General features: G+C 64.8%; 19 protein-coding genes, 4 tRNA genes and 1 pseudogene. 11 read left to right on the top strand and 13 right to left on the bottom strand.

Going from position 1 to position 24,240, the window contains the following annotated elements:
- Positions 1-10 precede the first annotated feature (10 nt).
- The 5 genes and pseudogenes from AT700_RS16260 to acnB all read right to left on the bottom strand — a co-directional run bounded on the left by AT700_RS16260 (position 11) and on the right by acnB (position 7,089).
- Positions 11-1,222: an MFS transporter gene (locus tag AT700_RS16260; RefSeq protein WP_003087861.1), complete on the bottom strand. Its 1,212-nt coding sequence runs from the start codon at positions 1,220-1,222 to the stop codon at positions 11-13.
- Positions 1,223-1,574: 352 nt separating this feature from the next.
- Positions 1,575-2,270 (bottom strand): polysaccharide lyase family 7 protein, encoded by a 696-nt coding sequence (locus tag AT700_RS16255; protein ID WP_003087865.1) that lies wholly within the window; start codon positions 2,268-2,270, stop codon positions 1,575-1,577.
- Between the two features lie 229 nt (positions 2,271-2,499).
- Positions 2,500-3,078 (bottom strand): ANTAR domain-containing response regulator, encoded by a 579-nt coding sequence (locus AT700_RS16250; RefSeq protein WP_003087868.1) that lies wholly within the window; start codon positions 3,076-3,078, stop codon positions 2,500-2,502.
- A gap of 16 nt (positions 3,079-3,094) precedes the next feature.
- A complete protein-coding gene (locus AT700_RS16245) occupies positions 3,095-4,303 on the bottom strand; it encodes a CmpA/NrtA family ABC transporter substrate-binding protein (protein WP_015503106.1) in 1,209 nt (402 codons plus the stop codon).
- Between the two features lie 177 nt (positions 4,304-4,480).
- A pseudogene (gene acnB, locus AT700_RS16240) lies at positions 4,481-7,089 on the bottom strand (bifunctional aconitate hydratase 2/2-methylisocitrate dehydratase).
- Between the two features lie 381 nt (positions 7,090-7,470).
- Here acnB and AT700_RS16235 point away from each other — a divergent pair.
- Positions 7,471-7,938 (top strand): DUF1289 domain-containing protein, encoded by a 468-nt coding sequence (locus AT700_RS16235; protein WP_003098041.1) that lies wholly within the window; start codon positions 7,471-7,473, stop codon positions 7,936-7,938.
- Positions 7,939-7,993: 55 nt separating this feature from the next.
- On the opposite strand, the gene AT700_RS16230 is transcribed toward AT700_RS16235, so the two are convergent.
- Positions 7,994-8,857 (bottom strand): universal stress protein, encoded by an 864-nt coding sequence (locus AT700_RS16230; RefSeq protein ID WP_003087881.1) that lies wholly within the window; start codon positions 8,855-8,857, stop codon positions 7,994-7,996.
- Between the two features lie 170 nt (positions 8,858-9,027).
- Here AT700_RS16230 and AT700_RS16225 point away from each other — a divergent pair, with 170 nt between their 5' ends.
- Entirely contained in the window at positions 9,028-9,651 is a 624-nt protein-coding gene (locus AT700_RS16225) for a tRNA isopentenyl-2-thiomethyl-A-37 hydroxylase MiaE (protein WP_004342965.1), read from the top strand.
- A 48-nt stretch (positions 9,652-9,699) separates the two neighbouring features.
- Here the strand turns inward: AT700_RS16225 and AT700_RS16220 are convergent, their stop codons facing one another.
- The 3 genes from AT700_RS16220 to AT700_RS16210 form a co-directional block, all read right to left on the bottom strand.
- Positions 9,700-11,031, bottom strand: a complete 1,332-nt coding sequence (locus tag AT700_RS16220) for an SPFH domain-containing protein (protein ID WP_003120298.1) — start codon at positions 11,029-11,031, stop codon at positions 9,700-9,702.
- 133 nt (positions 11,032-11,164) lie between these two features.
- On the bottom strand, positions 11,165-11,887 hold the full coding sequence (gene lpxH / locus AT700_RS16215; protein WP_003113585.1) for a UDP-2,3-diacylglucosamine diphosphatase: 723 nt from the start codon (positions 11,885-11,887) through the stop codon (positions 11,165-11,167).
- Between the two features lie 4 nt (positions 11,888-11,891).
- On the bottom strand, positions 11,892-12,389 hold the full coding sequence (locus tag AT700_RS16210) for a peptidylprolyl isomerase (RefSeq protein ID WP_003087890.1): 498 nt from the start codon (positions 12,387-12,389) through the stop codon (positions 11,892-11,894).
- Between the two features lie 122 nt (positions 12,390-12,511).
- Between AT700_RS16210 and AT700_RS16205 the strand changes: the two genes are divergently transcribed.
- Positions 12,512-14,182: a glutamine--tRNA ligase/YqeY domain fusion protein gene (locus tag AT700_RS16205; protein ID WP_003139945.1), complete on the top strand. Its 1,671-nt coding sequence runs from the start codon at positions 12,512-12,514 to the stop codon at positions 14,180-14,182.
- Between the two features lie 9 nt (positions 14,183-14,191).
- Positions 14,192-15,574, top strand: a complete 1,383-nt coding sequence (gene cysS, locus AT700_RS16200; RefSeq protein ID WP_003120296.1) for a cysteine--tRNA ligase — start codon at positions 14,192-14,194, stop codon at positions 15,572-15,574.
- A 57-nt stretch (positions 15,575-15,631) separates the two neighbouring features.
- On the opposite strand, the gene folD is transcribed toward cysS, so the two are convergent.
- Positions 15,632-16,486 (bottom strand): bifunctional methylenetetrahydrofolate dehydrogenase/methenyltetrahydrofolate cyclohydrolase FolD, encoded by an 855-nt coding sequence (gene folD / locus AT700_RS16195; RefSeq protein WP_003087898.1) that lies wholly within the window; start codon positions 16,484-16,486, stop codon positions 15,632-15,634.
- A 278-nt stretch (positions 16,487-16,764) separates the two neighbouring features.
- Here folD and AT700_RS16190 point away from each other — a divergent pair.
- From AT700_RS16190 to AT700_RS16170, 5 genes are all read left to right on the top strand, one after another.
- Positions 16,765-16,841, top strand: a tRNA-Arg gene (locus AT700_RS16190).
- Between the two features lie 51 nt (positions 16,842-16,892).
- Positions 16,893-16,968 (top strand) — tRNA-His (locus AT700_RS16185).
- A 54-nt stretch (positions 16,969-17,022) separates the two neighbouring features.
- Positions 17,023-17,107: transfer RNA gene (locus tag AT700_RS16180), tRNA-Leu, on the top strand.
- Positions 17,108-17,173: 66 nt separating this feature from the next.
- Positions 17,174-17,249: transfer RNA gene (locus tag AT700_RS16175), tRNA-His, on the top strand.
- 189 nt (positions 17,250-17,438) lie between these two features.
- Entirely contained in the window at positions 17,439-17,660 is a 222-nt protein-coding gene (locus AT700_RS16170; protein WP_003087901.1) for a hypothetical protein, read from the top strand.
- 286 nt (positions 17,661-17,946) lie between these two features.
- On the opposite strand, the gene AT700_RS16165 is transcribed toward AT700_RS16170, so the two are convergent.
- The 3 genes from AT700_RS16165 to parR form a co-directional block, all read right to left on the bottom strand.
- Positions 17,947-19,779, bottom strand: coding sequence for a serine hydrolase domain-containing protein (locus AT700_RS16165; protein ID WP_004342975.1), 1,833 nt, complete (start codon positions 19,777-19,779; stop codon positions 17,947-17,949).
- Between the two features lie 104 nt (positions 19,780-19,883).
- Positions 19,884-21,170 carry a sensor histidine kinase ParS gene (gene parS, locus AT700_RS16160; RefSeq protein ID WP_023118187.1) on the bottom strand — a complete coding sequence of 429 codons (1,287 nt, stop codon included), beginning with the start codon at positions 21,168-21,170 and terminating at the stop codon, positions 19,884-19,886.
- A complete protein-coding gene (gene parR / locus AT700_RS16155) occupies positions 21,171-21,878 on the bottom strand; it encodes a response regulator transcription factor ParR (RefSeq protein ID WP_003098126.1) in 708 nt (235 codons plus the stop codon).
- Positions 21,879-22,109: 231 nt separating this feature from the next.
- Between parR and tig the strand changes: the two genes are divergently transcribed.
- Entirely contained in the window at positions 22,110-23,420 is a 1,311-nt protein-coding gene (gene tig / locus AT700_RS16150) for a trigger factor (protein ID WP_003087920.1), read from the top strand.
- A gap of 93 nt (positions 23,421-23,513) precedes the next feature.
- The gene (clpP, locus tag AT700_RS16145; RefSeq protein ID WP_003098129.1) at positions 23,514-24,155 is read left to right on the top strand and encodes an ATP-dependent Clp endopeptidase proteolytic subunit ClpP; all 642 of its coding nucleotides are present in this window, start codon (positions 23,514-23,516) and stop codon (positions 24,153-24,155) included.
- Positions 24,156-24,240 lie beyond the last annotated feature (85 nt).

Below are 24,240 nucleotides of genomic sequence, written 5' to 3'. Positions count from 1 at the left end.
AGCCCCACGCTCAGACCCGCGCGGCGGTGACCGCGGCCGAGCCCCAGGTGGTGCGCCAGCGCCGCTTCACCCCGTGGAGGCCGAACCAGGCCAGCACGCCGAGACTGGCGAACAGCCACAGGCCGAGCTGGTAGTCGCCGGTGCTTTGCTTGATCGCGCCGAGGCCGGCAGTCAGGCAGAAGCCGCCGATGCCGCCGGCCATGCCGATCAGCCCGGTCATCACGCCGATTTCCTTGTGGAAGCGCTGCGGTACCAACTGGAACACCGCGCCATTGCCGGCACCGAGACTGAGCATGGCGACCACGAACAGGCCGAGGGCGGCCATCGCGCTGGGCAAGTGGAAACCGACCGCGGCGATGCAGATGGCGGCCAGGGTGTATACCATCAGCAGGCTGCGGATGCCGCCGATGCGATCGGCGAGGGCGCCACCGAGCGGGCGCATCAGGCTGCCGGCGAAGACGCAGGCGGCGGTGTAGTAGCCGGCGGTCACCGGGTTCAGGCCGTACTGGTCGTGGAAATAGCCGGGCAGGGTGCTGGCCAGGCCGAGGAAGCCGCCGAAGGTGACGCTGTAGAAGAACATGAACCACCAGCTGTCGCGGTCGCCGAGGGCTTTCAGGTAATCGCCCATGGCCTTGGGCGCCGGCCGCTGCGGGGCGTTGCGCGCGACCATGGCGAACACCAGGAGGGTCAGGACGAGCGGCAGCAGGGCGAAGCCGAACACATTGTTCCAGCCGAACGCGGCGGCCAGGCCGGGGGCGAAGAGGGCGGCGAGCACGGTGCCGGAGTTGCCCGCGCCGGCGATGCCCATGGCCTTGCCCTGGTGTTGCGGCGGGTACCATTGCGATGCGAGCGGCAGGGCCACGGCGAAGGATGCCCCGGCGAAGCCGAGGAACAACCCCAGCAGCAGTGCCTGCGCATAGCTGTTCACGCCCAGCAGCCAGGCGGCCGCCAGGGCGGCGATGACGATGACCTGGGCGAGGATGCCGGCGCTCTTCGGCGACCAGCGATCGGCCAGCAGGCCGAGCAGGAAGCGCAGTACGGCGCCGGCGAGGATCGGCGTGGCGACCATCATCGCGCGCTGTTGGGTGCTCAGTTGCAGGTCGCCGGCAATCTGCACCCCCAGCGGGCCGAGCACGTACCAGACCATGAAGCTCAGGTCGAAATAGAGAAACGCCGCGAACAGGGTCGGCGCATGGCCGGCCTTCCAGAAGCTGTTGTTCATCGAACACCTCGTATCCAGCGGAATCGGGGCGGAACGGCCGCCCGGCGGAAGTTGCATCGCTACAAGGTGAGCGTCCGACAGCGGACCACCCACCCGCCCCGACGCTGGGGCGAAACGACGAAGACGCCACGGGCCTCTGCCGGGAAGGAGAGGCCGCGCGACGTCTTTGTCGGGGATGGGTAACCGCCGTTGGCTACCGTCAGGCAGGACGTAGCAAGCTCTTTGCCAAGTTGTCGAAAGCGCGGCGTAGAGCGGTTGCAGGGACAACCATGGCGTCGGCGTGCACGCCGCGGTGGCAGGCGTCGGGGGCTTGCACAGGGCTGGGGCGGCGCGTCCGTGCGCCGTCGGCGCTTCAGCGATGGGCGGTGTTCAGGTGGTAGATGGTCACGCGGCTGCCTTCGCCGCTGTCGCCGGCGTTGTCGTTCACGTAGGCGCCGGCCTTGAAATAGAGCAACTGGTCGTTCCAGGCGCTGCCGAGGGTCTGGTAGTAAGCGTCCTCTTCGCCGTCCTGGCTGCGTGCGCGCACCGCCAACTCGCCGCTGGAGGTGACGCGCAGGCTGTAGTTGAAACGCTCGCCCAGGCGTACCTGCTCGAGGATCGACACGTTGCGGCTATAGGAATCGTCCGGGTGGTTGCGTACCAGCGCCTCGACCCGGCCGAGGCCTTCCTCGGGCTTGTAGTAGTACTGCAGCTTCACCAGAGGTTCGCCGTCGTCGGTCTGTGGCGACTTGCTGTGGATCTGGCCGATGATCACCTTGTTCTTCGAGGGGACCTTCTCGACGCTCATGGTCACCCGCAGTTCGTTGTCGGCCTGCCAGTAGTACCAGTTGTCGAGGCTGCCGTCGGCCTGGGTTTCGCGCAGTTCGGTGCGAGGATAGGTGCTGTCCTCGGTGTGCGAGCCGTCGATGGGCACCCAGAAGACCAGGCCGCCATCGTTGCCTTGCTGGAAGTACCGGCTCTGGTAGCCGTTGTTGAGTTGCTGGGTGGTGATCACCTGCGGGGTGGGTTCGGTGGGAATGGTAAGGTTCCAGGTGCTGAGATCGATCATGCTGAGCATCTCCTGACCGCTGAGTCGGCGGTGCGGTTCGGGCGGACGCCTGCGGCTCCTAGCCCTGGGCGTCCACTGCGGGCCTCCCTGGTCATGCTAGTCGAGGGTGGCGAGGGGGTAGCTCCCAGAACGGATAGGGCCGTTCCGGGCGCACGAGCATAGCCGCGCCGCTCTGCGCCGGGGGCCAGCAGGGTGGCTGGCGATATGATCGCCAGCTGCCCAGCCGGATTCAGCCGCCGAGCATGTCGTGCATGGCGATGATCTGCTCGGCGACCTGGATCAGCTTCTGCTGGCGGCTCATGGCCTGGCGTCGCATCAGCGTGTAGGCCTCCTCCTCGCCGCAATGCTTCATCTTCATCAGCAGGCCCTTGGCCAGCTCGATGCGCTTGCGCTCGGCCAGCTGCGCCTCGCGCGCCTGCAGTTGAGCGCGCAGCGCCTGGTCGCTCTCGAAGCGCGCCATGGCGACGTCGAGGATCGGTTGCAGGCGGCTGGCCTGGATGCCTTCGACGATGTAGGCGCTGACCCCGGACTGGATGGCGCGGCGCATCACTCCCGGATCGTGCTCGTCGGTGAACATCACGATCGGGCGCGGCTGGTCGCGGCTGACCAGGCAGACCTGCTCCATCACGTCGCGGCCGGGAGACTCCGTGTCGATCAGGATCACGTCGGGACGCAGCGCTTCGACGCGCGCCGGCAGGTCGATGGTCAACCCCGACTCGTCCACCACTTCGAAACCGCTCTCGAGCAGGGCGGCCCTGAGGCGTCCGACTTTCTTCGGCGTGTCGTCGATCAGCAGGATACGCAGCATGGCGGGCGCACCAGGGTCAGAGGTCGATGCCCTGGCCGGTTTCGGCCAGGGCGTGGATCGGGAAGCTGCGGGCGTAGCCGGCGGGGTCGCTGCCGTCCCAGGTGCGCCCGTCGATCAGTGTCGAGCGGCGCATGTCGGCGCCGTCCAGGCACAGGCCAAGGGCCGTCGCGGCATCGCGGTACAGCGCGGTCTGCTGGACCCTGCGGGCGATGCCCAGGTAGTCCGGGTCTTCGCGCAGCAGGCCCCAGCGGCGGAATTGGGTCATGAACCACATGCCATCCGAGAGCCAGGGCCGGTTGACTTCGCCGTCGGCATAGAAACGCAGCGGATGCGGGTCCTGCCAGGCGTTGCCGAGGCCGTCCTGGTAGCGGCCGAAGAAGCGCGGCTGGATCGCGCCGAGCGGAGCGTCGACATAGTCGCGGCCGCTGATCAGTTGCGCGGTGCCCAGGCGGTTCTCGGCGTTCTGTTCGATGAAGCGGCTGGCGTCGAGGACCGCCATGACCAGCGCGCGGGCGGTGTTCGGGTAGGCGTCGACGAAGGCGCGGGTAGTGCCGAGGACCTTTTCCGGGTGGTCCGGCCAGATCGCCTGGCTGGTGGCGATGGTGAAGCCCTGGCCCTGGTCCACGGCCAGGGCGCCCCAGGGACCGCCGGCGCAGAACCCGTCGATGCGCCCGGCCTGGAGATGGCCGACCATCTGCGCCGGTGGAACCACCACGCTGTGCACGTCGTGCAGCGGATGCAGACCGATGCTCGCCAGCCAGTAGTTCAGCCAGAGCGCGTGGGTACCGGTGGGAAAGGTCTGCGCCAGGGTCAGGCGTGCACCATTCTGGCGCCGATGCCGGAGCAGTGCCTCCGCACTGGTCACGCCAGCCTGCTTCAGCGGTTCGGAAAGATTGATCGCCTGGCCGTTCTGGCACAGTCCCATGAGCACCGCCATCTCGCTTGCCGCGCTGCCGCCGAGGCCGAGCTGGACGCCGTAGACCAGCCCGTACAGGCACTGCGCGGCATCCAGCTCGCCGCTGAGCAGCTTGTCGCGCAAGGCGGCCCAGGACGGTTGGCGCCTGAGATTGAGCGTGAGGCCGTAGGGCTGGGCGAAGCCCTGGGTGGCGGCCACGATCAGCGAGGCCGAATCGGTCAGCGCCATGAAACCGATGTCCAGGGCGCTCTTTTCCGGTGCGTCGGAACCGCCGGCCCAGGCCTGGCTGCGTATCGCTCTGTCTGTCATCACCACCTCGAGTGCGGGAGGGCGGCGCGGGCCGTCCCGTTTTCCAGTGCGCCGGCGCCGTCGTCGGCGCGCTTTTCCATAGCTGCCACAGCAAGCGCTATGCCAGGCGGCGCGGGGGTTTTCGCCGGGCAAGAAAAAGCCCCGCACGGGGCGGGGCTTGTTCGACGCGTCGCTGGATCAGGCCTGGACGACCGGGATCTTGGCGTTCGCAGCCGCTTCGCGGAACTCGGCGATCTGGTCGAAGCTGAGGTAGCGGTAGACGTCGGCAGCCATGCTGTCGATGTCCTTCGCGTAGGCCATGTACTCCTCCACGGTCGGCAGTTTGCCGAGGATCGAGGAGACCGCCGCCAGCTCGGCCGATGCCAGGAACACATCGGTGGCATCGCCCAGACGGTTCGGGAAGTTACGGGTCGAAGTGGAGACCACGGTGGAACCGGTCTGGACGCGAGCCTGGTTGCCCATGCACAGCGAGCAGCCCGGCATTTCCATGCGCGCGCCAGCCTTGCCGTAGATGCCGTAGTAGCCTTCCTCGGTCAGCTGGTGGGCGTCCATCTTGGTCGGCGGAGCCAGCCACAGACGGGTCGGGATACCGCCCTTGACCTTGTCCAGCAGCTTGCCGGCGGCGCGGAAGTGACCGATGTTGGTCATGCAGGAGCCGATGAACACTTCATCGATCTTGCGGCCCTGTACGCTCGACAGCAGACGCGCGTCGTCCGGATCGTTCGGCGCGCAGAGCACCGGCTCCTTGACGTCGGCCAGGTCGATCTCGATCACCGCGGCGTACTCGGCGTCCTTGTCGGCTTTCAGCAGCTCCGGCTTGGCCAGCCAGGCTTCCATCGCCTGGGCGCGACGCTCCAGGGTGCGCGGGTCGCCGTAGCCTTCGCCGATCATCCAGCGCAGCAGGGTGATGTTGGACTTCAGGTACTCGGCGATCGCCTGTTCCGGCAGCTTGATGGTGCAGCCGGCGGCGGAACGCTCGGCCGAGGCGTCGGACAGCTCGAAGGCCTGCTCCACGGTCAGGTCGTTGAGGCCTTCGATCTCGAGGATGCGGCCGGAGAAGATGTTCTTCTTGCCTTTCTTCTCGACGGTCAGCAGGCCCTGCTGGATCGCGTAGTAAGGGATCGCATGGACCAGGTCACGCAGGGTGATGCCCGGTTGCAGCTTGCCCTTGAAGCGCACCAGCACCGACTCCGGCATGTCCAGCGGCATCACGCCGGTGGCGGCGGCGAAGGCCACCAGGCCGGAGCCGGCCGGGAACGAGATGCCGATCGGGAAGCGGGTGTGCGAGTCGCCGCCGGTACCAACGGTATCGGGCAGCAGCATGCGGTTCAGCCAGCTGTGGATGATGCCGTCGCCCGGACGCAGCGACACGCCGCCACGGGTCATGATGAAGTCGGGCAGGGTGTGGTGGGTCTTGACGTCGATCGGCTTCGGATAGGCCGCGGTGTGGCAGAAGGACTGCATCACCAGGTCGGCGGAGAAGCCGAGGCAGGCGAGGTCCTTCAGTTCGTCGCGGGTCATCGGGCCGGTGGTGTCCTGGGAACCGACGGTGGTCATCTTCGGTTCGCAGTAGGTGCCCGGGCGCACGCCCTGGCCTTCCGGCAGACCGCAGGCGCGGCCGACCATTTTCTGCGCCAGGGTGAAGCCCTTGCCGCTATCGGCCGGTGCTTCCGGCTTGCGGAACAGGTCGGAGGCGCCCAGGCCCAGCTCGGCGCGGGCCTTCTCGGTCAGGCCACGGCCGACGATCAGCGGGATACGGCCGCCGGCGCGGACTTCGTCGAGCAGGACCGGGGTCTTCAGCTCGAAGGTGGTGACCACTTCGCCGCTGTCGTGGCGAACGACCTTGCCTTCATAGGGGTATACGTCGATGACGTCGCCCATGGCCAGGTTGGTGCAGTCGAACTCGATCGGCAGGGCGCCGGCATCTTCCATGGTGTTGTAGAAGATCGGTGCGATCTTGGTGCCGAAGCAGAAGCCGCCGGCACGCTTGTTCGGCACGAACGGAATGTCGTCGCCGAAGAACCACAGCACCGAGTTGGTGGCGGATTTGCGCGAGGAACCGGTGCCGACCACGTCGCCGACGTAGGCGACCGGGAAGCCCTTGGCCTTGACCGCTTCGATCTGCTTCAGCGGACCGACCGAACCCGGCTGGACCGGCTCGATGCCGTCGCGGGCCATCTTCAGCATGGCCAGGGCGTGCAGCGGGATGTCCGGGCGCGACCAGGCGTCGGGGCCGGGGAGAGGTCGTCGGTGTTGGTTTCGCCGGGGACCTTGAATACGGTGAGAGTCAGCTTTTCCGGGACTTCCGGCTTGGCCTTGAACCACTCGCCATCGGCCCAGGATTGCAGCACGGACTTGGCCGCGGCATTGCCCTTCTTGGCGCGCTCGGCGACGTCGTGGAAGGCGTCGAACATCAGCAGGGTGTGCTTCAGCTGTTCGGCGGCGGTGTTGGCCAGTTCGGCGTCGTCCAGCAGCTCGACCAAGGTGGCGATGTTGTAGCCGCCCTGCATGGTGCCCAGCAGCTCGGCGGCACGTTGCTTGTCGATAAGGGGGGAGGTGGCTTCGCCCTTGACGATGGCGGAAAGGAAACCGGCCTTGACGTAGGCGGCTTCGTCGACGCCCGGCGGTACGCGGTTGGTGATCAGGTCAAGGAGGAATTCTTCTTCGCCGGCCGGCGGGTTCTTCAGCAGCTCGACCAGGCCTGCGGTCTGTTCGGCGTTCAGCGGTTGGGGCACGACACCCTGGGCGGCACGCTCTTCTACGTGTTTGCGGTAGGCTTCAAGCACAGTATTTCCCTCATCAGTGGTCCCGGGGGACACGTATCCAGGAACCGACGCAGATCCGCTCGTCAGGCCCAGGTGGACGGTAATCCACCAACCTACGAGGGCATCGGCAGGTTCCAGACAGAAGCTGTTTTCAAAGTTTTACGCCGGCGGGCTGGGGTGGGGCTGGCGAGACGCTTGAGGGAGGCGCCGTCGCCAGCGTACCTGCCGGAAACTGTGCTCGTGACGCTTTGAAAACAGCTTCTAACGGACATTGGCGCCTAAAAAGGCGGGCCAATGTTACTGGAAACTCGACGCAAAGTTAAGTCGGAAACCCTAGGAACCACGGGGTGAACTTGATTAGACAAAGGGCTAAGATGCCGCTTTGTTTTCGTTGTCCCGGCCATGTCTTCGCAAAGAATCAAAACCCCCTGCGTAGGGCTTTGCTCCACGGTATACGGCGACCTGGTATGCCGTGGCTGCAAGCGTTTCCACCATGAGGTGGTCAACTGGAACCTCTACGACGCCGAGGAAAAGCGGGCTGTCTGGAGTCGCCTTGAGCAGTTGCTGGCCCAGGTGATGGCCGCCAAGCTGGAAGTCTTCGACGCCGCGCGCCTGCGCCTGCAACTGGAGCAGCGGCAGATCCGTTTCGTCCCCGAGCAGTCTCCCTATTGCTGGGCCTACCAGTTGATCGCCCGCGGTTCCCGGCTGATCAACCAGATCGAAGCCTACGGCGTGGCACTGCTGCCGGAATTCCGCGACTGGAGCCTGCCGGACCTGCGCGATGCCATCGACCGGGAATTCTTCCTGCTGTCGGAAGCGCATTACCAGCGCTACATCGCGCCCTCGTTCCTGCAGGCGATCGACAGATAGGCGGTGTCTCCAGCGAAAAAGCCGCCCTTGGGCGGCGTTTTCGTCCGACCAGCGGTCACTCCTTGCTGGCCAGCTCCTCCAGGTGGGCGATGATGTCGTCCGGCTTCAACACCAGCACGTCGCTTTCCAGGGTATCCAGCACCACTTCCGCGGTATTGCCGATCAGCGCGCCGGACAACCCGGTGCGCGCCACGGTGCCGATCACGGTGACCACCGCGTCGAGCTTCTGCGCGGTGCGCGGGATCAGCACGTCGGCCGGACCTTCCTCGATGTGCAATTGTTCGTCGCTGAAACCGTACTCGGCCTGGAAGGTGCGGCAGGCCTCGCGATAGCGGGCCTCGATGGTTTCGCTGAGCTGGAAGGTCGGGTCGGCGGAGGAGAGCATCGGCGAGGGGTGGGCGCTGATCACGTGCAGCGTGGCCTTGGCCAGGCCGGCGATGTCGTAGGCATGGCTGATGATCCCGGCGTGCAGGGAGCGGTGCTCGCCGTCGTTGTTGCCGACGTCGACCGCGGCGAGGATCTTTCCGCCCGTCCAGGGCCGGGCGGTCTTGGTCATCAGTACCGGACAGGGCGCGAAGCGCAGCAGCTTCCAGTCGTCCGGGGTGAGGATGGCCTTTTTCAGCGGGTTGTCGGGAAAGTGCTGCTTGATGATCAGCCCGCAGCCTTCGGCCTGTTGCTCGGCGATGATGGTCTGGTGCAGGGAGTCCTTCCAGGCCTGGTTGGTCGAGACGCTGTAGCCTTCCTCGCGCAGCTCCTGGGCCAGGTCGTTGAGAGCGGCGCTGTGGTCGCGGCGCTTCTCGCAGACCAGCAGGTGCAGGTGCGACTGGGTCACGCCGGCGATCAGTTGTGCCCGTTTCAGGGCGAGACCTTCCAGCTGGTCCGGTTCAATCACCACGAGGATGCTGCGAATGGCTTGCATGATCGTCTCCCTGAGTGCTTGTGGTTATCGCTGAAACAACTCTAGACGCAATCCAGCCGCTGCTCTTGATGCATATCAAACGGGTCGGCCTGCCCGACCGCCGCAGCTTCCGTATAATGCTCCGCCTTTCCTGCCCCGACCAGCGTCATGGCAGGCCCTTTCCAGAATGAGTGACCTGCACCATGTTGCCCGAGATCGACCAATTCCTTGCCTGTTCCACTCCCGCCGCCTGGGTCGAGGCGGCCCTGGAGCGCCAGGACGTCATGCTGCTGGACCACAAGGCCTGCGAGATGAAGGCCGCGGCGACGGCGATGCAACTGATCGGCAAGTACTCCGGCCGCCTGGACCTGGTGAACAAGATGAGCCGCCTGGCGCGCGAGGAGCTGCGCCACTTCGAGCAGGTGCTGGCGATCCTGAAGAAACGCGGTATCCCGGTGGTCAATGTCAGCGCCTCCCGCTACGCCTCGGCGCTGCGCGACCTGGTGCGCAAGCAGGAGCCGCAGCGGCTGACCGATACGCTGGTGGTCGGCGCCTTCATCGAGGCGCGTTCCTGCGAGCGCTTCGCCGCCCTGGTGCCGCACCTGGACGCGGAGCTGGCGAAATTCTACGGCGGTTTGCTGAAGTCCGAGTCGCGGCATTTCCAGGACTACCTGAAGCTGGCCTACCAGTACGGCGACGAGGCCGACGTGGAGCGGACGATCGAGGTGGTGCGGGCCAAGGAGGCCGAGCTGATCAGCAGTCCGGACAACGAATTCCGCTTCCATAGCGGCCTCCCGGTGGACCTGGTGGCCTGAGCCGGAAACAAGAAAGCGCCCCGCGGGGCGCTTTTTTTGCTGCCTGGATCAGTCCTTGACCTTGAGGTCGAGGGCCAGGTCGCGGGCGGCCTTGGTCGCCAGAACGCCCATCAGCTGGCCGATCTCGTCCTGGCGGCTCGCCGCGCCGTTGGCGCCGGCACCCATCATTACGCTGGGGACGGGGGCCTGGGCGGCGGCTTCGGCCCAGACCTTGTTGATCGCGATCAGCGCGTCGAGCTTCGGCTGCAACGCGCCGTCCGCCTTGATCACCGCTTCGCGGGCGTAAGCCTCGGCGTCGGCGGTGATCTTGGTGGCCTGGGCGGTCACCGTGGCCTTGTCGCGCAGCAGTTCGGCGGTCTGCTTCTCGATCTCGGCGCGCTGCTTCTCGCGCTCGGCGTTGATCACCGCCAATTGCTTGTCGGTTTCCGCCTGGGTGGTGCGTTCGATCTGGTCGCGCAGGGTTTCCTGGCGCTTGGCCTCGACTTCCTTCTCGCCGCGGGCGGTGACCAGCAGCTTTTCCTCTTCTTCCTTCAGGCGGTTCTGCCGCGCCACCGCCAGCTCGGCGAGCGCCTGCTGGACCTTGACCATGCGCTGCTTGTACTGCGGGTTGGGATCGACGTTGGTGATCCGCGCTTCCACCACCTCGACGCCGAACTTGCGGAACTGCTGTTGCTTGCGTACCGGGATGCCCTTGGCATCGGTGACCTTCTCGGTGACGAACTGGCTGGCGTTGTTGTCGCCGAACGCTCCCTGCTCGGTGCCGGCCTGGAGGATCGCGGTCTGGTGCGGAATGGCGCCGCGCGGCCCGCGGACTTCCTTGCGCTTGATCAGGTACAGGCCGTCGTTGAGCTGGTTCTCGAACTCGGCGGCGAATTCGCTGCGGGCTCCGGCGTAGTAGTCGTCGGCGCTCATCAGCGAAGCGGTGGCCTGGAGGGTTTCCTTGATCGCCGGCACCAGTGCGGTGCGGATGAAATTGTCCGGGTTGCGGTATTCCTGGGCCATCTTCAGGAACGGCTCGCCGCCGGGCAGGCGAAAGCGCGCGGAAGATTCGACCTTGGCGTCGACGTTGCCGAGGAACACGATCGGGAAAGCCTCGATGGTGGCGCCGAGGCCGTCGTTGTCCGGATTGGTGTCGTTATCGTCCATGACCAGCACGGACTGCACGCTGATGGCCTTCTTCCAGGTGGTGGCGCGACCGAACCACTTGGTCGCGTAGCCGACGTCATCGACGATCTTCTCGTCGCCGAAGATGGTCCTTACGTGGGTCATGAAGCCGGCTTCGTTATAGAAGAACACGCCGTTGAACAGGCCGAAGCCGAGGGCGAGCATGCCGAGGGGGGCGGCGACGAACTTGATCAGGTTTCCCTTCGAGATGATCACGATCATTCCTTGATGCGGGGTGGGGGAGCGCGATCCTGCTGAAAGGTGGCCCGCGACGTCAAGATGGACAGCGGAAAAAATGCGAATCGCATAATGCTTCGCTGAAAGGCCCGCATGGCGGGCCTGGGGTGGGTCAGAGCGGGAAGGGCGCCTGGCGATGGCCGTTGGCGTCGATCTCCAGGGCCCAGCCCTGGCGGTCCCAGTCGCCGAGCACGATGCGCCGGGCGGGCTGGCCGTCGATGTCCAGCGGGTGTTCGGCCGGCCGATGAGTGTGGCCGTGGATCAGGGTACGCACGCCATGCCCGCGCATGACCCGGGGCACTTCTTCGGGCGTGACATCGATGATGTCGACGGCTTTCATGCGGGTCTGCGCGCGGCTTTCCTTGCGCAGCTTGCGTGCCAGCTTGTGCCGGGTGGCCAGTGGCAGGTGGCGCAGTACCCAGAGCGTGAGCGGGTTGCGCAGCCAGCGGCGCAGGCGCATGTAGGCCTCGTCTCGGGTGCACAGGCTGTCCCCGTGCATCAGCAATACCGGCTCGCCGTACAGGTCGATCACGCTCGGGTCGGGCAGCAGCGTGCATCCGGCCTCGCGGCAGAACGCCTTGCCAATGAGGAAGTCGCGATTGCCGTGCATCAGGTAGATGCGCGTACCGCCGTCGGCCACCTGGCGCAGGGACTGGGCGATGGAGCGCTGGAAGGCGTCCATGCCGTCGTCGCCGATCCAGGCTTCGAAGAAGTCGCCGAGGATGTACAGGGCCTCGGCCCGGCGGGCGCGCTCATCGAGGAAAGACAGAAACGCCCGGGTGATGTCCGGGCGTTCCGCTTCGAGATGCAGGTCCGAGATGAACAGGACGCTCATCGCTTCATTCTTCGACGATTTCGGCCTTCTCGATGATCACGTCCTCGGCCGGCACGTCCTGGTGGCCGCTGCGCATGGTGGTGGCCACGCCCTTGATCTTGTTGACCACGTCCATGCCCTCGACCACTTCGCCGAAGACGGCATAGCCCCAGCCCTGGGTGGTGGGGGCGGTATGGTTGAGGAAATCGTTGTCGGCGACGTTGATGAAGAACTGCGCGCTGGCCGAATGCGGGTCCATGGTACGAGCCATGGCGATGCTGCCGACCTTGTTGGTCAGGCCGTTGTTGGCTTCGTTCTTGATCGGTGCGCGAGTGGGCTTCTGCTTCATGCCCGGCTCGAAACCGCCGCCCTGGATCATGAAGTTGTTGATCACGCGGTGGAAGACGGTGTTGTCGTAGTGGCCGCTTTTCACGTACTCCTTGAAGTTCGCCGCGGTTTCCGGGGCTTTCTCTTCATCGAGCTTCAGGGTGATGACGCCATGGTTGGTATGCAGCTTGATCATGTGGGTAATCCGCTTTGTCGTGAAAATCGAAGGCCTGTCAGGGGGTTGACAGCTTCGGCTATGATAAGCGCTTTGATTTGCCCGGCCTACCCTGGTCGGGCGAGAGCATGACCAAGGATCCCATGAGCAAGCCAGAGACCACCGCCGCCCCGAACTTCCTGCGCCAGATCGTTCAAGCCGACCTGGATGCCGGCAAGCACGCGAAGATCGTCACCCGTTTCCCCCCGGAGCCCAACGGTTACCTGCACATCGGCCACGCCAAGTCGATCTGCCTGAACTTCGGCCTGGCCCAGGAATTCGCTGGCGATTGCCATCTGCGCTTCGATGACACCAACCCGGCCAAGGAAGACCAGGAGTACATCGATGCCATCGAGGCCGACATCAAGTGGCTGGGCTTCCAGTGGTCCGGCGAGGTCTGCTATGCCTCCAACTATTTCGACCAGTTGCATGCCTGGGCCATCGAGCTGATCAAGGCCGGCAAGGCGTTCGTCTGCGACCTCGGTCCCGAGGAAATGCGCGAATACCGCGGCACCCTCACCGAGCCGGGCCGCAACAGCCCTTACCGTGACCGTTCGGTGGAGGAGAACCTCGACCTGTTCGCCCGCATGAAGGCCGGTGAGTTCCCCGACGGCGCCCGTTCGCTGCGGGCGAAGATCGACATGGGTTCGCCGAACATGAACCTGCGCGATCCGATCCTGTACCGCATCCGCCATGCGCATCACCACCAGACCGGCGACAAGTGGTGCATCTACCCGAGCTACGACTTCACCCACGGTCAGTCGGACGCCATCGAGGGCATCACCCATTCGATCTGCACCCTGGAATTCGAAGACCATCGTCCGCTCTACGAGTGGTTCCTGGCCAACCTGCCGGTACCTGCGCAACCGCGCCAGTACGAATTCTCCCGGCTCAACCTGAACTACACCGTGACCAGCAAGCGCAAGCTCAAGCAACTGGTCGACGAAGGCCATGTCAGCGGCTGGGACGATCCGCGCATGTCGACCCTGTCCGGCTATCGCCGCCGCGGCTACACCCCGGAGTCGATCCGCAACTTCTGCGAGATGATCGGGGTGAACCGTGCCAGCGGCGTGGTCGACATCGGCATGCTCGAGTTCAGCATCCGCGACCACCTGGACGCCACCGCGCCGCGTGCCATGTGCGTGCTGAAACCGCTCAAGGTGGTGATCACCAACTACCCCGAAGGGCAGGTGGAGAACCTCGAGTTGCCGCGTCATCCGAAGGAAGACATGGGAGTGCGCGTACTGCCGTTCGGTCGCGAGCTGTTCATCGATGCCGGTGACTTCGAGGAAGTCCCGCCGGCCGGCTACAAGCGCCTGATCCCCGGTGGCGAGGTGCGTCTGCGCGGCAGCTACGTGATCCGTGCCGACGAAGCGATCAAGGATGCCGACGGCAATATCGTCGAACTGCGCTGCAGCTACGATCCGGACACCCTGGGCAAGAACCCGGAAGGCCGCAAGGTCAAGGGCGTGATCCACTGGGTGCCGGCCGAGGGCAGCGTCGAGTGCGAAGTGCGCCTGTACGATCGGCTGTTCCGCTCGGCCAATCCGGAGAAGGCGGAAGAGGGCGGCAGCTTCCTCGACAACATCAACGCCGACTCCCTGCAGGTACTGACCGGCTGTCGCGCCGAGCCGTCGCTGGGCCAGGCGAACCCGGAGGATCGCTTCCAGTTCGAGCGCGAAGGCTATTTCGTCGCCGACCTGAAGGACTCCAGGCCGGGCAAGCCGGTGTTCAACCGTACCGTCACCCTGCGTGACTCCTGGGGACAGGGCTGAGGAAAGACCGTGCTGCAGATCTACAACACGCTGAGCAAGACCAAAGAAGTCTTCACGCCGCTGGTCGGCAACCAGGTGCGCATGTACGTGTGTGGCATGACCGTGTACGACTACTGCCATCTGGGCCACGGCCGCAGCATGGTGGCGTTCGACGTGATCACCCGCTGGTTGCGCCACCGTGGCTACGACCTGACGTACGTGCGCAACATCACCGATATCGATGACAAGATCATCAATCGCGCCAACGAGAACGGCGAGCCGTTCGATGTGCTGACCGAGCGCATGATCGCGGCGATGCACGAGGACGAGGCCCGGCTGAACATCCTCAAGCCGGACCAGGAGCCGCGCGCCACCGATCACATCGCCGGCATGCACGCGATGATCCAGACCCTGATCGACAAGGGCTATGCCTACGCGCCGGGCAACGGTGACGTGTACTACCGGGTCGGCAAGTTCGCTGGCTACGGCAAGTTGTCGCGGCGGCGGGTCGAGGACCTGCGCATCGGTGCGCGGATCGAGCCGGGCGAAGCGAAGGAGGATCCGCTCGATTTCGTGCTCTGGAAGGGCGCCAAGCCGGGCGAGCCGAGCTGGTCGTCGCCCTGGGGCGAGGGGCGCCCGGGCTGGCACATCGAATGCTCGGTGATGTCCACCTGCTGCCTGGGCGATTCCTTCGACATCCATGGCGGTGGCAACGACCTGGAGTTCCCTCACCACGAGAACGAGATCGCCCAGAGCGAGGCCGCGACCGGCAAGCCCTACGCCAAGTCCTGGCTGCACTGCGGGATGATCACCATCAACGGCGAGAAGATGTCCAAGTCGCTGGGCAATTTCTTCACCATCCGCGAAGTGCTGGAGAAATATCACCCCGAAGTGGTGCGTTACCTGCTGATCGCCAGCCATTACCGCAGTCCGATCAACTACTCGGAGGAGAACCTGCGCGAGGCCAAGGCGGCCCTGGACCGTTTCTACAACGCGCTCAAGGGGCTGCCCGAGGCGGCGCCGGCGGAAGCGGCGGAGTATGTCGAGCGCTTCGCCGCGGCGATGGACGACGACTTCAATACCGCGGGTGCCTGCTCGGTGCTGTTCGAGCTGGCGCGGGAGGTCAATCGTCTGCGCGAAAGCGACCTGTCGGCGGCGGCCGCGCTGGCCGCGCGCCTGAAGCAGTTGGCTGGCCTGCTGGGGGTGCTGCAACTGGAGCCGGAAGCCTTCCTGCAGGCGGGCGCCGAGGGCAAGGTCGATGCGGCCGAGGTCGAGGCGCTGATCCAGGCGCGCCTGGAGGCGCGGGCGGCGAAGAACTGGGCGGAGTCCGACCGGATTCGCGATCGGCTCACCGCCATGGGCGTCGTGCTGGAGGATGGCAAGGGCGGCACTACCTGGCGCCTGGCCGACTGAACCCGCAGCGATAAATGAAAAGCCCCGCGAACGCGGGGCTTTTCATTACCGGCGACCTCAGTCGTGCAGGTGTTCGGCGGCGTGCAGGGTATTTTCCAGCAGGCAGGCGCGGGTCATCGGCCCGACGCCGCCCGGCACCGGGGTGATCCAGCTGGCGCGTTGCGCTGCCACTTCGTATTCCACGTCGCCGACCAGTCGGCCGTCGGCCTGGCGGTTGATGCCGACGTCGATGACGATGGCGCCTTCCTTGATCCACTCGCCCTTGACCAGTCCCGGCTTGCCGGCAGCGACCACCACCAGGTCGGCACGCGACACATGGTCGGCCAGGTCGCGGGTGAAGCGGTGGGTCACGGTGACGGTGCAGCCACCCAGCAGCAACTCCAGAGCCATGGGGCGGCCGACGATGTTCGAGGCGCCGACCACGACCGCATCCATGCCGTACAGGTCGGCGCCGGTGCTGGCGAGCAGGGTCATGATGCCTTTCGGGGTGCAGGGGCGCAGGAGGGGCATGCGCTGGGCCAGGCGGCCGATGTTGTAGGGATGGAAACCGTCCACGTCCTTGTCCGGGTGGATGCGCTCCAGCAGCAGGGAGGCGTCCAGGTGGGCGGGCAGGGGTAGCTGGACCAGGATGCCGTCGATGGCGGGATCGTCGTTCAGGCGGTCGATCAGGGCCAGCAGGTCGTCCTGGCTGGTTTCGGCGGGAAGATCGTAGGCCTGGGAGAGAAAGCCGACTTCCTCGCAGTCCTTGCGCTTGTGCGCCACATAGACCTGAGAGGCCGGATCGGTGCCGACCAGGATCACCGCCAGGCCGGGAACGCGCAGGCCTTGCTGGCGGCGCTCGGTCACGCGTTGGGCTATCTGCTGGCGAAGGTTGGCGGCGATCGCTTTGCCGTCGATCAGTTGTGCGGTCATGTCGGAAGGGTAACCATCGAATCGGGTGGAAAAAGGACGCGCATTTTCGCATGGACGCCGCCCGGGGCAAAGGAGGCGACCCGCGGATTTGCCGTAACTCCTTTATATAGCTGAATTTTTTTAAAAAACCCGTTGACGGCCTTTCGCCCCCTGTATAACATGCGCCCCGCTTGCCGAGCACAGCCGGACGCAGGGTAAGAGGTAAAGCAAGTCGGTTGCTGACTTTGTGATTGCCAGAGCTTAAAGTTTGCGCTCAGCATTGAATGCAGATGAATAAAGCGCCCGTAGCTCAGCTGGATAGAGCATCCGCCTTCTAAGCGGATGGTCGCAGGTTCGAGTCCTGCCGGGTGCGCCATTCGGCGAATCGGCAAGAAGCAGGCGATGTTTTACCGCAAGTCGTAATATGGTGGGCGTAGCTCAGTTGGTAGAGCACAGGATTGTGGCTCCTGGTGTCGTGGGTTCGATTCCCATCGTCCACCCCATATTCCGAAGCGCCAGGCCCGGGGCCTGGCGTTTTCATTTCCAAGCAGTGTCCCGCGGACGTGGTGGAATTGGTAGACACACTGGATTTAGGTTCCAGCGCCGCAAGGCGTGAGAGTTCGAGTCTCTCCGTCCGCACCACCTTCAGGCTCGGCTTGTCCGGCCGCTGCGGTTGAAGCCGGAACGTCCGGCACGATTCACGATATGGTGGGCGTAGCTCAGTTGGTAGAGCACAGGATTGTGGCTCCTGGTGTCGTGGGTTCGATTCCCATCGTCCACCCCATATTTAGAAGCGCCAGGCCTTGTGCCTGGCGTTTTCGTTTGCGCTTCACGATCTCTTCTCCGCTTGCCTTTCCGGTACCCAATCCGCCCTCATGGGCGCGACGGCAGGTTGAACTTGTTCCGGGTCCGGCGCTCTTAAGCGAGCCTGTCGTTCCTGGCGGGTCCGTATATGCAGTCTGGGTGAAGCGACATGTCGATGAAATGGACCGAGCAGCGCTTGCGCAAGGCTCTCAAGCAGATGGCGAACAATCATGAATCGGCTGCGGTCGAGGTCATGCGCGCCGTCGAGCGGGCGAACGATCCGAAGCTGGCGCAGCGCCTGCTCGAGGTGATCGAGCAGATGCACCAGGATGCCGATGCGCTGCGCTCCATCGACGACGAAATCGCCAGCGGCGTGATCCGTTGCCAATGAGGCCGTAGACGCTCCGCAGTTCAGGACTTCCCGGCTGAAACCGGCGCATCCGGCCGGTTCGCCAGTTTCGGGCGCAAGGTCGCGCCCTGGGCTGTGTTCCGGCGAACGGTATAAGGTTGGCGGCCGCGGAAGGCGAAGGCGGTGAACATGTTCGTATTCTCTCTCGGTGCGTTTCAGAAACGGTATTCCACCAGGGCGCTCGGGCCGATGCTGTCATGCCACTCTTCGGCGACAGCGGCGGAGCAGAGGCTGGCGAGCGTGCCGGCGAGGCACAGGGAGGGGCTTCTCATGGGGACTCCTTCCGTTGCAGCCAGGGACGTGCCTTGGTGCCTTGCTGGGCGAAGCGGTAGCCGAGCGCGTTCAGACCGTCGAAGTCGCGACTGAAGGTGTCTCCCAGGCCCTGGCCGCTGCCGGCCAGGACGGCGTGTGCGCTGTCGATGGGTTGCAGGATGAACTCGCCGGAGCGGGTTCCTCCGGCTTGCCCGCGCACCAGCAGGAAGCCGTCTTCGATCCTGATGCTCAGGCCGTTCAGGTAGCTGTGCCGGCCCGTGCTGGCGACGCGGTAGGTGCCGACGGCTTCGGTCCAGGCCTGGGGCAGGGATGTCGGCTCGATGCGCTCGCCGAGGTAGGCGGTCTGGTCGTGGCGGCGGGACACCAGGATTCGGCGTTGGCCGTAGCTGACCACGTCCAGTTGCAACTGTCCGGCGCTGTCCACGCCGACAGGCCAGAACCCCAGCAGTCTTTTTCTCATCTGCAGCCAGCCCGAGGTGTCGCGCAACAATTCCACGCGTTGTTCGCCGAAATCCGCGTACAGGCGACCCCTGCGCTCGTACAGGCGAACCTGGCCTTGGCGGGTTGCGTAACGACCGTATAGCTGTCGCCGGTCCTCCGGGCTCGGCACCTTCAGTGCGGGGGCGCGCGCGGGGGTGGGCTGTACGGCGGGGCGACGAGCGCCCTGCCTGACCTGCAGCATGAGCGACGCCGCTTGCCGGGCCAGGGAGGCGGTGAGCGAACCGCGGTCATCGGCGTTGCTCATGACAATGGCGGCGAGGCGCTGTTCCGGCAGCAGAACCAGGTGGGCGCTGAATCCTGGGGTGGCGCTGGCGTACTCATAGTGACGGATGCCCCCTTCCAGCGGCGCGGAGCCGCACGGGCTGAGGAACCAGGCCAGGCCCACCTGGCAGTCGAAGTCCAGGGCATTGCCGGCGTTCTGCTGGCGGAACATCTCCTCGACGGAGTGTTTCCTGAGAAGCTGGCGCTCCTTGTGGCGCCCGTTGGCGAACAGCATGCGGACGAAGCGGCTGAGGTCGACCGGGCTGCTCCACAGATCGTTGACCGGGAGGTCGCTGGCGGAGCCGGGGCGACCGCCGCCGCTGTAGCCGTGGGCGCGTTGCGCCTGGGGCAGGGCGTTCCTGGCGAAGCTGGAGCGAGTCATCTGCAAAGGGTCCAGCAGGTGCTCGCGCATGTGCTGCTCGAAGTGCTTTCCGGTGTTGCGCTCGATGGCCGCGCCGACCAGTTCGTAGCCAAGGTTGGAATGGGCGACCTGGGTTCCCGGCGGATTGCTCAGCCAGACACCGGATACTTTCGCCGGCAGTTGGCCGAGTGAGTTCGGGCGTTCGCCGAACAGGGGCGGCAGGTGTTCGCCAGGAAGGCCGGACTGATGGCTGAGCAGCCGGCGGAAAGTGATCGCGCGATCCGCCTCGCTCTGGTCGGCATGGAAGCGTGAGCGTACGTAGAACTCGCGCAAGGTGTCCTGGAGCGGAGCGTCGAGAGAGAGTTGGCCCCGTTCGGCCAGTTGCAGGGTCGCGCTGGCGATCAGTAGCTTGGACAGGTCGCCGGCGTGGAATGCGGTGTGCTCGCTGGCGTTGATCCTGTGCTGTCGGTCGGCATAGCCGAAACCGCGGGCCCAGACCAGTTGCTGGTCGTCGACCAATGCCAGGGCCAGGCCGGGCACGTCCTGCCTTTCCATTTCCCGGCGGATGTGGCGTTGCAGATAGTCGATGACCTCGCCGTAGTTGCCCACGGCGGCGCTCGGCGCTGGCGGGGCGGGCGGCAGTCCGTGGCAGCCGCTGGTGCCGAGCAGGCAGCCGAGAAGGGAAAGATGCATTGCACGAAACATGGAACACCTGGCGGAAAGGCGAGGTGTCCCATGCTAGGGCGGGCCTGGCTGGCAGTCCTTACGGCTTTGTCAGCAATCTGTGAAAGATTGTTAAGCCTCCGCTGTCAACGGGGTCGCTCCCAGGTCAGGCGGAAGGAGGCGCCTCCCTGCGGCGTTTCCAGCGCTTCCGCATAGCCGCCGTGCCATTGCGCGACCCGGCGGACGATCGCCAGGCCCAGGCCGAAGCCGCCGGTGCTGCGATCGCGGCTGTCGTCCAGGCGCGAAAAGGGTTCGAAGATCTTCTGCCGGGCGTCCGCCGGTATCCCGGGGCCGTCGTCGTTGACCCGTATCTGACAGCTGTCGCCTTGATCGAGGAGGGCGATTTCGACGCGCGAGTGTGCGTGGCGAATGGCGTTGCGCAGCAGGTTGATCACTGCGCGCGCCATGAAGCGAGGCTCGATGCGGATCTGTTCGACCTGGCAGGCGCTGATCTCGCAGGTGACTCCGGCGGCTTCGGCTTCCAGGGCGACGTCGGCGACGACGCTATCCAGCCAGCTCGCGGCGTCGACGATTTCCCGGTGGCTCCCGACGTTGCCGTGCTCCAGGCGGGCGTAGGTCAGCAGTTCGGAGACCATTTCCTCCAGTTCGCCGAGATCGGCGCGCATGTCCTCTATCAGGTCGTGGCGTACTTCGGCGTCGACCTGCTTGTTCAATTGCTCGAGTTCGAAGGACAGGCGGGAGATCGGCGTGCGCAATTCGTGGGATACCGCGTTGGTCAGTTCACGCTGGTTGCTGATCAGGCTTTCGATGCGGTCGGCCATCTGGTTGAAGTGCTGGGCCAGGGTGCGGATGTCGGAGCGTCGGAAAATGCGCGTGCGCGATGACAGGTCACCGTCGCCGAAGCGTTGCGCGGCCAGGCGCAGGGTCTCGAGGTCGCGCCAGTGCGGGCGGACCCATACCAGCAGGGCGATGCCGACCAGCACGCCGAGCAGGATGTAGGCCAGCACGGTGAATAGTGGGGGCAGCGAGGGTTCCGGCGGCAGCTTGATGTCGAGCAGTTGCGGGCCCGCGTCGATGCGGCTGATGAATTCCGTGAAGTCCTCGCGTACCACCAGCAGGTTCTTGTCGAGGAGGGCCTGCTCTTCCTGCGTCAGCTTCGCCTGCCTGGCATCCGTCAGGCTCAGCTCGAGCCCGTAGTGGGGACGCCAGTCTTCGAGCTGTCGCTGGCGTCCGGCCTGGTCCAGCGGGGCCAGCTTTTCCACCAGCGAATAGGCCTGGCCGCGAACGGCGTCGCGGTGATAGTTCTCGACGATGCTGTCGTAGAACGCGTCGATGACATGGTCGACCACGAAGATAGCGGCGGCGAACCCCAGGGCCAGCAGCAGGTAGAGGCGCAGGAACAGGCGCAGCATTCAGAGCTCCCAGCCCAGCGGGTTGAACAGGTAGCCCTTGCCCCAGACGGTCTTGATCCGGACCGGCTCGCGCGGATTGTCCTTCAGTTTATTGCGCAGCTTGCTGATGCAGACGTCGACGCTGCGGTTCAGGCCGTCGAAACCGATGCCGCGGATCTGGTTGAGGATCTCGTCGCGGGAAAGTATTTCCCCTGCCTGGCTGGCCAGCAGCCAGAGCAGCTCGAACTCCATCGTGGTCAGTTCGATGCCGAGGCCTTCGAGTTCCGCTTCGCGCCGCCGTCGGTCGATGTTCAGCTTGCCGAATGTCAGGCTTTCCGGGGAGGCGGGAAGGGGCGCGTGCCGGCGCATCAGGGCGCGCAGGCGGGCGAGCAGCACCGGTGGCTCGATCGGCTTGATCACGTAGTCGTCGGCGCCGGACTCCAGGCCGAGGATGTGATCGAGATCGTCCTCCTGGGCGGTGAGTATGAGGATCGGCAGGTTCGCGACCCGGCGGATCTCCCGGCACACCTGCAGACCATTCTGTCCGGGGAGCATGAGGTCGAGAACCACCACTTGCGGCTTGAAGTCGAGGAAGGCGGCGAACGCGGCATCACCGCGATGCACCTGGCGCACTTCGAAACCATGCTGGGAAAGGAAACTGGCGATCAGGCGGGCGAGCTTCTGGTCGTCTTCGACGAGCAATACCTTGCTGAGGGTAGGGCAGTCCATAGGGTTTCATCGGTCGGAGCGGAATCGGCTGGCATTATATGCGCCCGCTTCCGGCGAAGCTCCAGCGACTCGTTCGAGATCGGGCTGCGATCGGCGGAAGCGGCCGGAAACACCCCGGGGATCCGCCTGCACCCTGGCGGGGTGACTTCTGCTTTTCCCTCTACTAGAATGCATGCCCTTGATTCTGGGAGCCGGAAGGACCGGCTTACGTCTGTGCAACGAGGAATATCCATGCAAGTTTCTGTTGAAAGCACTTCCGCTCTTGAGCGCCGCATGACCGTTGGTGTGCCTGCCGAGCGTATCGAGACCGAAGTCAACAAGCGTCTGCAGCAGACCGCCCGTCGTGCCAAGATTCCAGGTTTCCGCCCCGGCAAGGTGCCGATGAGTGTCATTCGTCAGCGCTACGAAGCTTCCGCGCGCCAGGAAGCCATGGGCGATCTGATCCAGGAAACCTTCTACGAAGCCGTGGTCGAGCAGAAGCTGAATCCGGCCGGTTCGCCGTCGGTAGAGCCCAAGTCCTTCGAGAAAGGCAAGGACCTGGAATACATCGCAACCTTCGAAGTCTTCCCGGAATTTACCGTTTCCGGCCTGGAAGACATCAAGGTCGAGCGCCTGCAGGCCGAAGTTTCCGATGCTGATGTCGACAATATGCTCGACGTCCTGCGCAAGCAGAACACCCGTTTCGAAGTGGTCGAGCGTGCCGCTCAGAACGATGACCAGTTGAACATCGACTTCGTCGGCAAGATCGACGGCGAAGCCTTCGCCGGCGGTTCCGCCAAAGGCACCCTGCTGGTACTGGGCTCCGGTCGCATGATCGCCGGCTTCGAAGAAGGGCTGGTGGGGGCGAAGGCCGGTGAAGAGCGTGTGCTCAACCTGACCTTCCCCGAGGACTACCAGAACCTGGACCTGGCCAACAAGGCTGCCGAGTTCACCGTTACCGTCAATAGCGTAGCCGAGCCCAAGCTGCCGGAACTGAACGAAGAGTTCTTCGCTCTGTTCGGCGTGAAGGAAACCGGTCTCGATGGCTTCCGCGCCGAAGTGCAGAAGAACATGGAGCGCGAGCTGCGCCAGGCGATCAAGTCCAAGGTCAAGAACCAGGTCATGGAAGGTCTGCTGCAGGCCAACCCGATCGAAGTGCCCAAGGCCCTGATCGGCAACGAAGTGAACCGTCTGCGCGTGCAGGCCGTCCAGCAGTTCGGTGGCAACATCAAGCCTGACCAACTGCCGGCCGAGCTGTTCGAAGAGCAGGCCAAGCGCCGTGTGGTGCTGGGCCTGATCGTCGCCGAAGTGGTCAAGCAGCATGAGCTGAAGGCCGACGAAGGTCGCGTTCGCGAAATGATCGAGGAAATGGCCTCGGCCTACCAGGAGCCCGAGCAGGTTGTCGCCTGGTACTTCAAGAACGAGCCCCAGCTGAACGAAGTCCGTTCTGTTGTACTGGAAGAACAAGTCGTAGATACTGTCCTGCAAAAGGCCACTGTGACCGATAAGCAGGTATCCTACGAAGAAGCGGTCAAGCCGGCCGAAGCTCCGCAAGCGGCCTGATTCGTTCCTCTCGTTCGAATCCCACAAGCCAGCCTTAGTGCTGGCTTGTGCGTCTTTGAGGCTTCACTATCTGTTAGGGAGTGATCGCAAGACATGTCTCGCAACTCTTTTATTCCGCACGTTCCCGATATCCAGGCCGCCGGTGGCCTGGTGCCCATGGTGGTGGAGCAGTCCGCCCGCGGCGAGCGCGCCTACGACATCTATTCGCGCCTGCTGAAGGAGCGGATCATCTTCCTGGTCGGCCAGGTCGAGGACTACATGGCCAACCTGGTGGTTGCCCAGTTGCTGTTCCTGGAGGCTGAAAATCCCGAGAAGGACATTCATCTCTACATCAACTCGCCGGGTGGTTCGGTGACTGCCGGGATGTCCATCTACGACACCATGCAGTTCATCAAGCCCAACGTCTCGACCACCTGTATCGGCCAGGCGTGCAGCATGGGTGCCCTGCTGCTTGCGGGCGGTGCCGCCGGCAAGCGCTACTGCCTGCCGCATTCGCGGATGATGATCCACCAGCCGCTGGGCGGTTTCCAGGGCCAGGCCTCGGATATCGAGATCCATGCCAAGGAAATCCTCTTCATCAAGGAGCGTCTGAACCAGATCCTGGCGCACCACACCGGCCAGCCCCTGGACGTCATTGCCCGCGATACCGATCGTGACCGCTTCATGAGCGGTGACGAAGCCGTCAAGTATGGCCTGATCGACAAGGTCATGACCCAGCGCGACCTGGCCGTCTAAGGCTCCGCAATACTGGCGGTCGAGACATTCGGCCGCCTCGTGGGCTTGAAAATGCCCACAATTGCCTTCATCTTGTGTTTGAAGC

The organism is Pseudomonas aeruginosa, from assembly GCF_001457615.1.
Classification (GTDB): domain Bacteria; phylum Pseudomonadota; class Gammaproteobacteria; order Pseudomonadales; family Pseudomonadaceae; genus Pseudomonas; species Pseudomonas aeruginosa.
The sequence above is the reverse complement of the archived record's forward strand: the minus strand, read 5'-3'. Positions and strand labels throughout refer to the sequence as shown.

Excerpts from the sequence above, each read along its gene's own strand:
- lpxH (WP_003113585.1), bottom strand. The coding sequence starts at position 11,887 with ATGAGCGTCCTGTTCATCTCGGACCTGCATCTCGAAGCGGAACGCCCG.
- AT700_RS16205 (WP_003139945.1), top strand. The coding sequence starts at position 12,512 with ATGAGCAAGCCAGAGACCACCGCCGCCCCGAACTTCCTGCGCCAGATC.
- AT700_RS16235 (WP_003098041.1), top strand. The coding sequence starts at position 7,471 with ATGTCTTCGCAAAGAATCAAAACCCCCTGCGTAGGGCTTTGCTCCACG.
- AT700_RS16255 (WP_003087865.1), bottom strand. The coding sequence starts at position 2,270 with ATGATCGATCTCAGCACCTGGAACCTTACCATTCCCACCGAACCCACC.
- parS (WP_023118187.1), bottom strand. The coding sequence starts at position 21,170 with ATGCTGCGCCTGTTCCTGCGCCTCTACCTGCTGCTGGCCCTGGGGTTC.
- tig (WP_003087920.1), top strand. The coding sequence starts at position 22,110 with ATGCAAGTTTCTGTTGAAAGCACTTCCGCTCTTGAGCGCCGCATGACC.
- AT700_RS16210 (WP_003087890.1), bottom strand. The coding sequence starts at position 12,389 with ATGATCAAGCTGCATACCAACCATGGCGTCATCACCCTGAAGCTCGAT.
- AT700_RS16230 (WP_003087881.1), bottom strand. The coding sequence starts at position 8,857 with ATGCAAGCCATTCGCAGCATCCTCGTGGTGATTGAACCGGACCAGCTG.
- clpP (WP_003098129.1), top strand. The coding sequence starts at position 23,514 with ATGTCTCGCAACTCTTTTATTCCGCACGTTCCCGATATCCAGGCCGCC.
- AT700_RS16245 (WP_015503106.1), bottom strand. The coding sequence starts at position 4,303 with ATGACAGACAGAGCGATACGCAGCCAGGCCTGGGCCGGCGGTTCCGAC.
- AT700_RS16165 (WP_004342975.1), bottom strand. The coding sequence starts at position 19,779 with ATGTTTCGTGCAATGCATCTTTCCCTTCTCGGCTGCCTGCTCGGCACC.
- AT700_RS16260 (WP_003087861.1), bottom strand. The coding sequence starts at position 1,222 with ATGAACAACAGCTTCTGGAAGGCCGGCCATGCGCCGACCCTGTTCGCG.
- AT700_RS16170 (WP_003087901.1), top strand. The coding sequence starts at position 17,439 with ATGTCGATGAAATGGACCGAGCAGCGCTTGCGCAAGGCTCTCAAGCAG.
- parR (WP_003098126.1), bottom strand. The coding sequence starts at position 21,878 with ATGGACTGCCCTACCCTCAGCAAGGTATTGCTCGTCGAAGACGACCAG.
- folD (WP_003087898.1), bottom strand. The coding sequence starts at position 16,486 with ATGACCGCACAACTGATCGACGGCAAAGCGATCGCCGCCAACCTTCGC.
- AT700_RS16250 (WP_003087868.1), bottom strand. The coding sequence starts at position 3,078 with ATGCTGCGTATCCTGCTGATCGACGACACGCCGAAGAAAGTCGGACGC.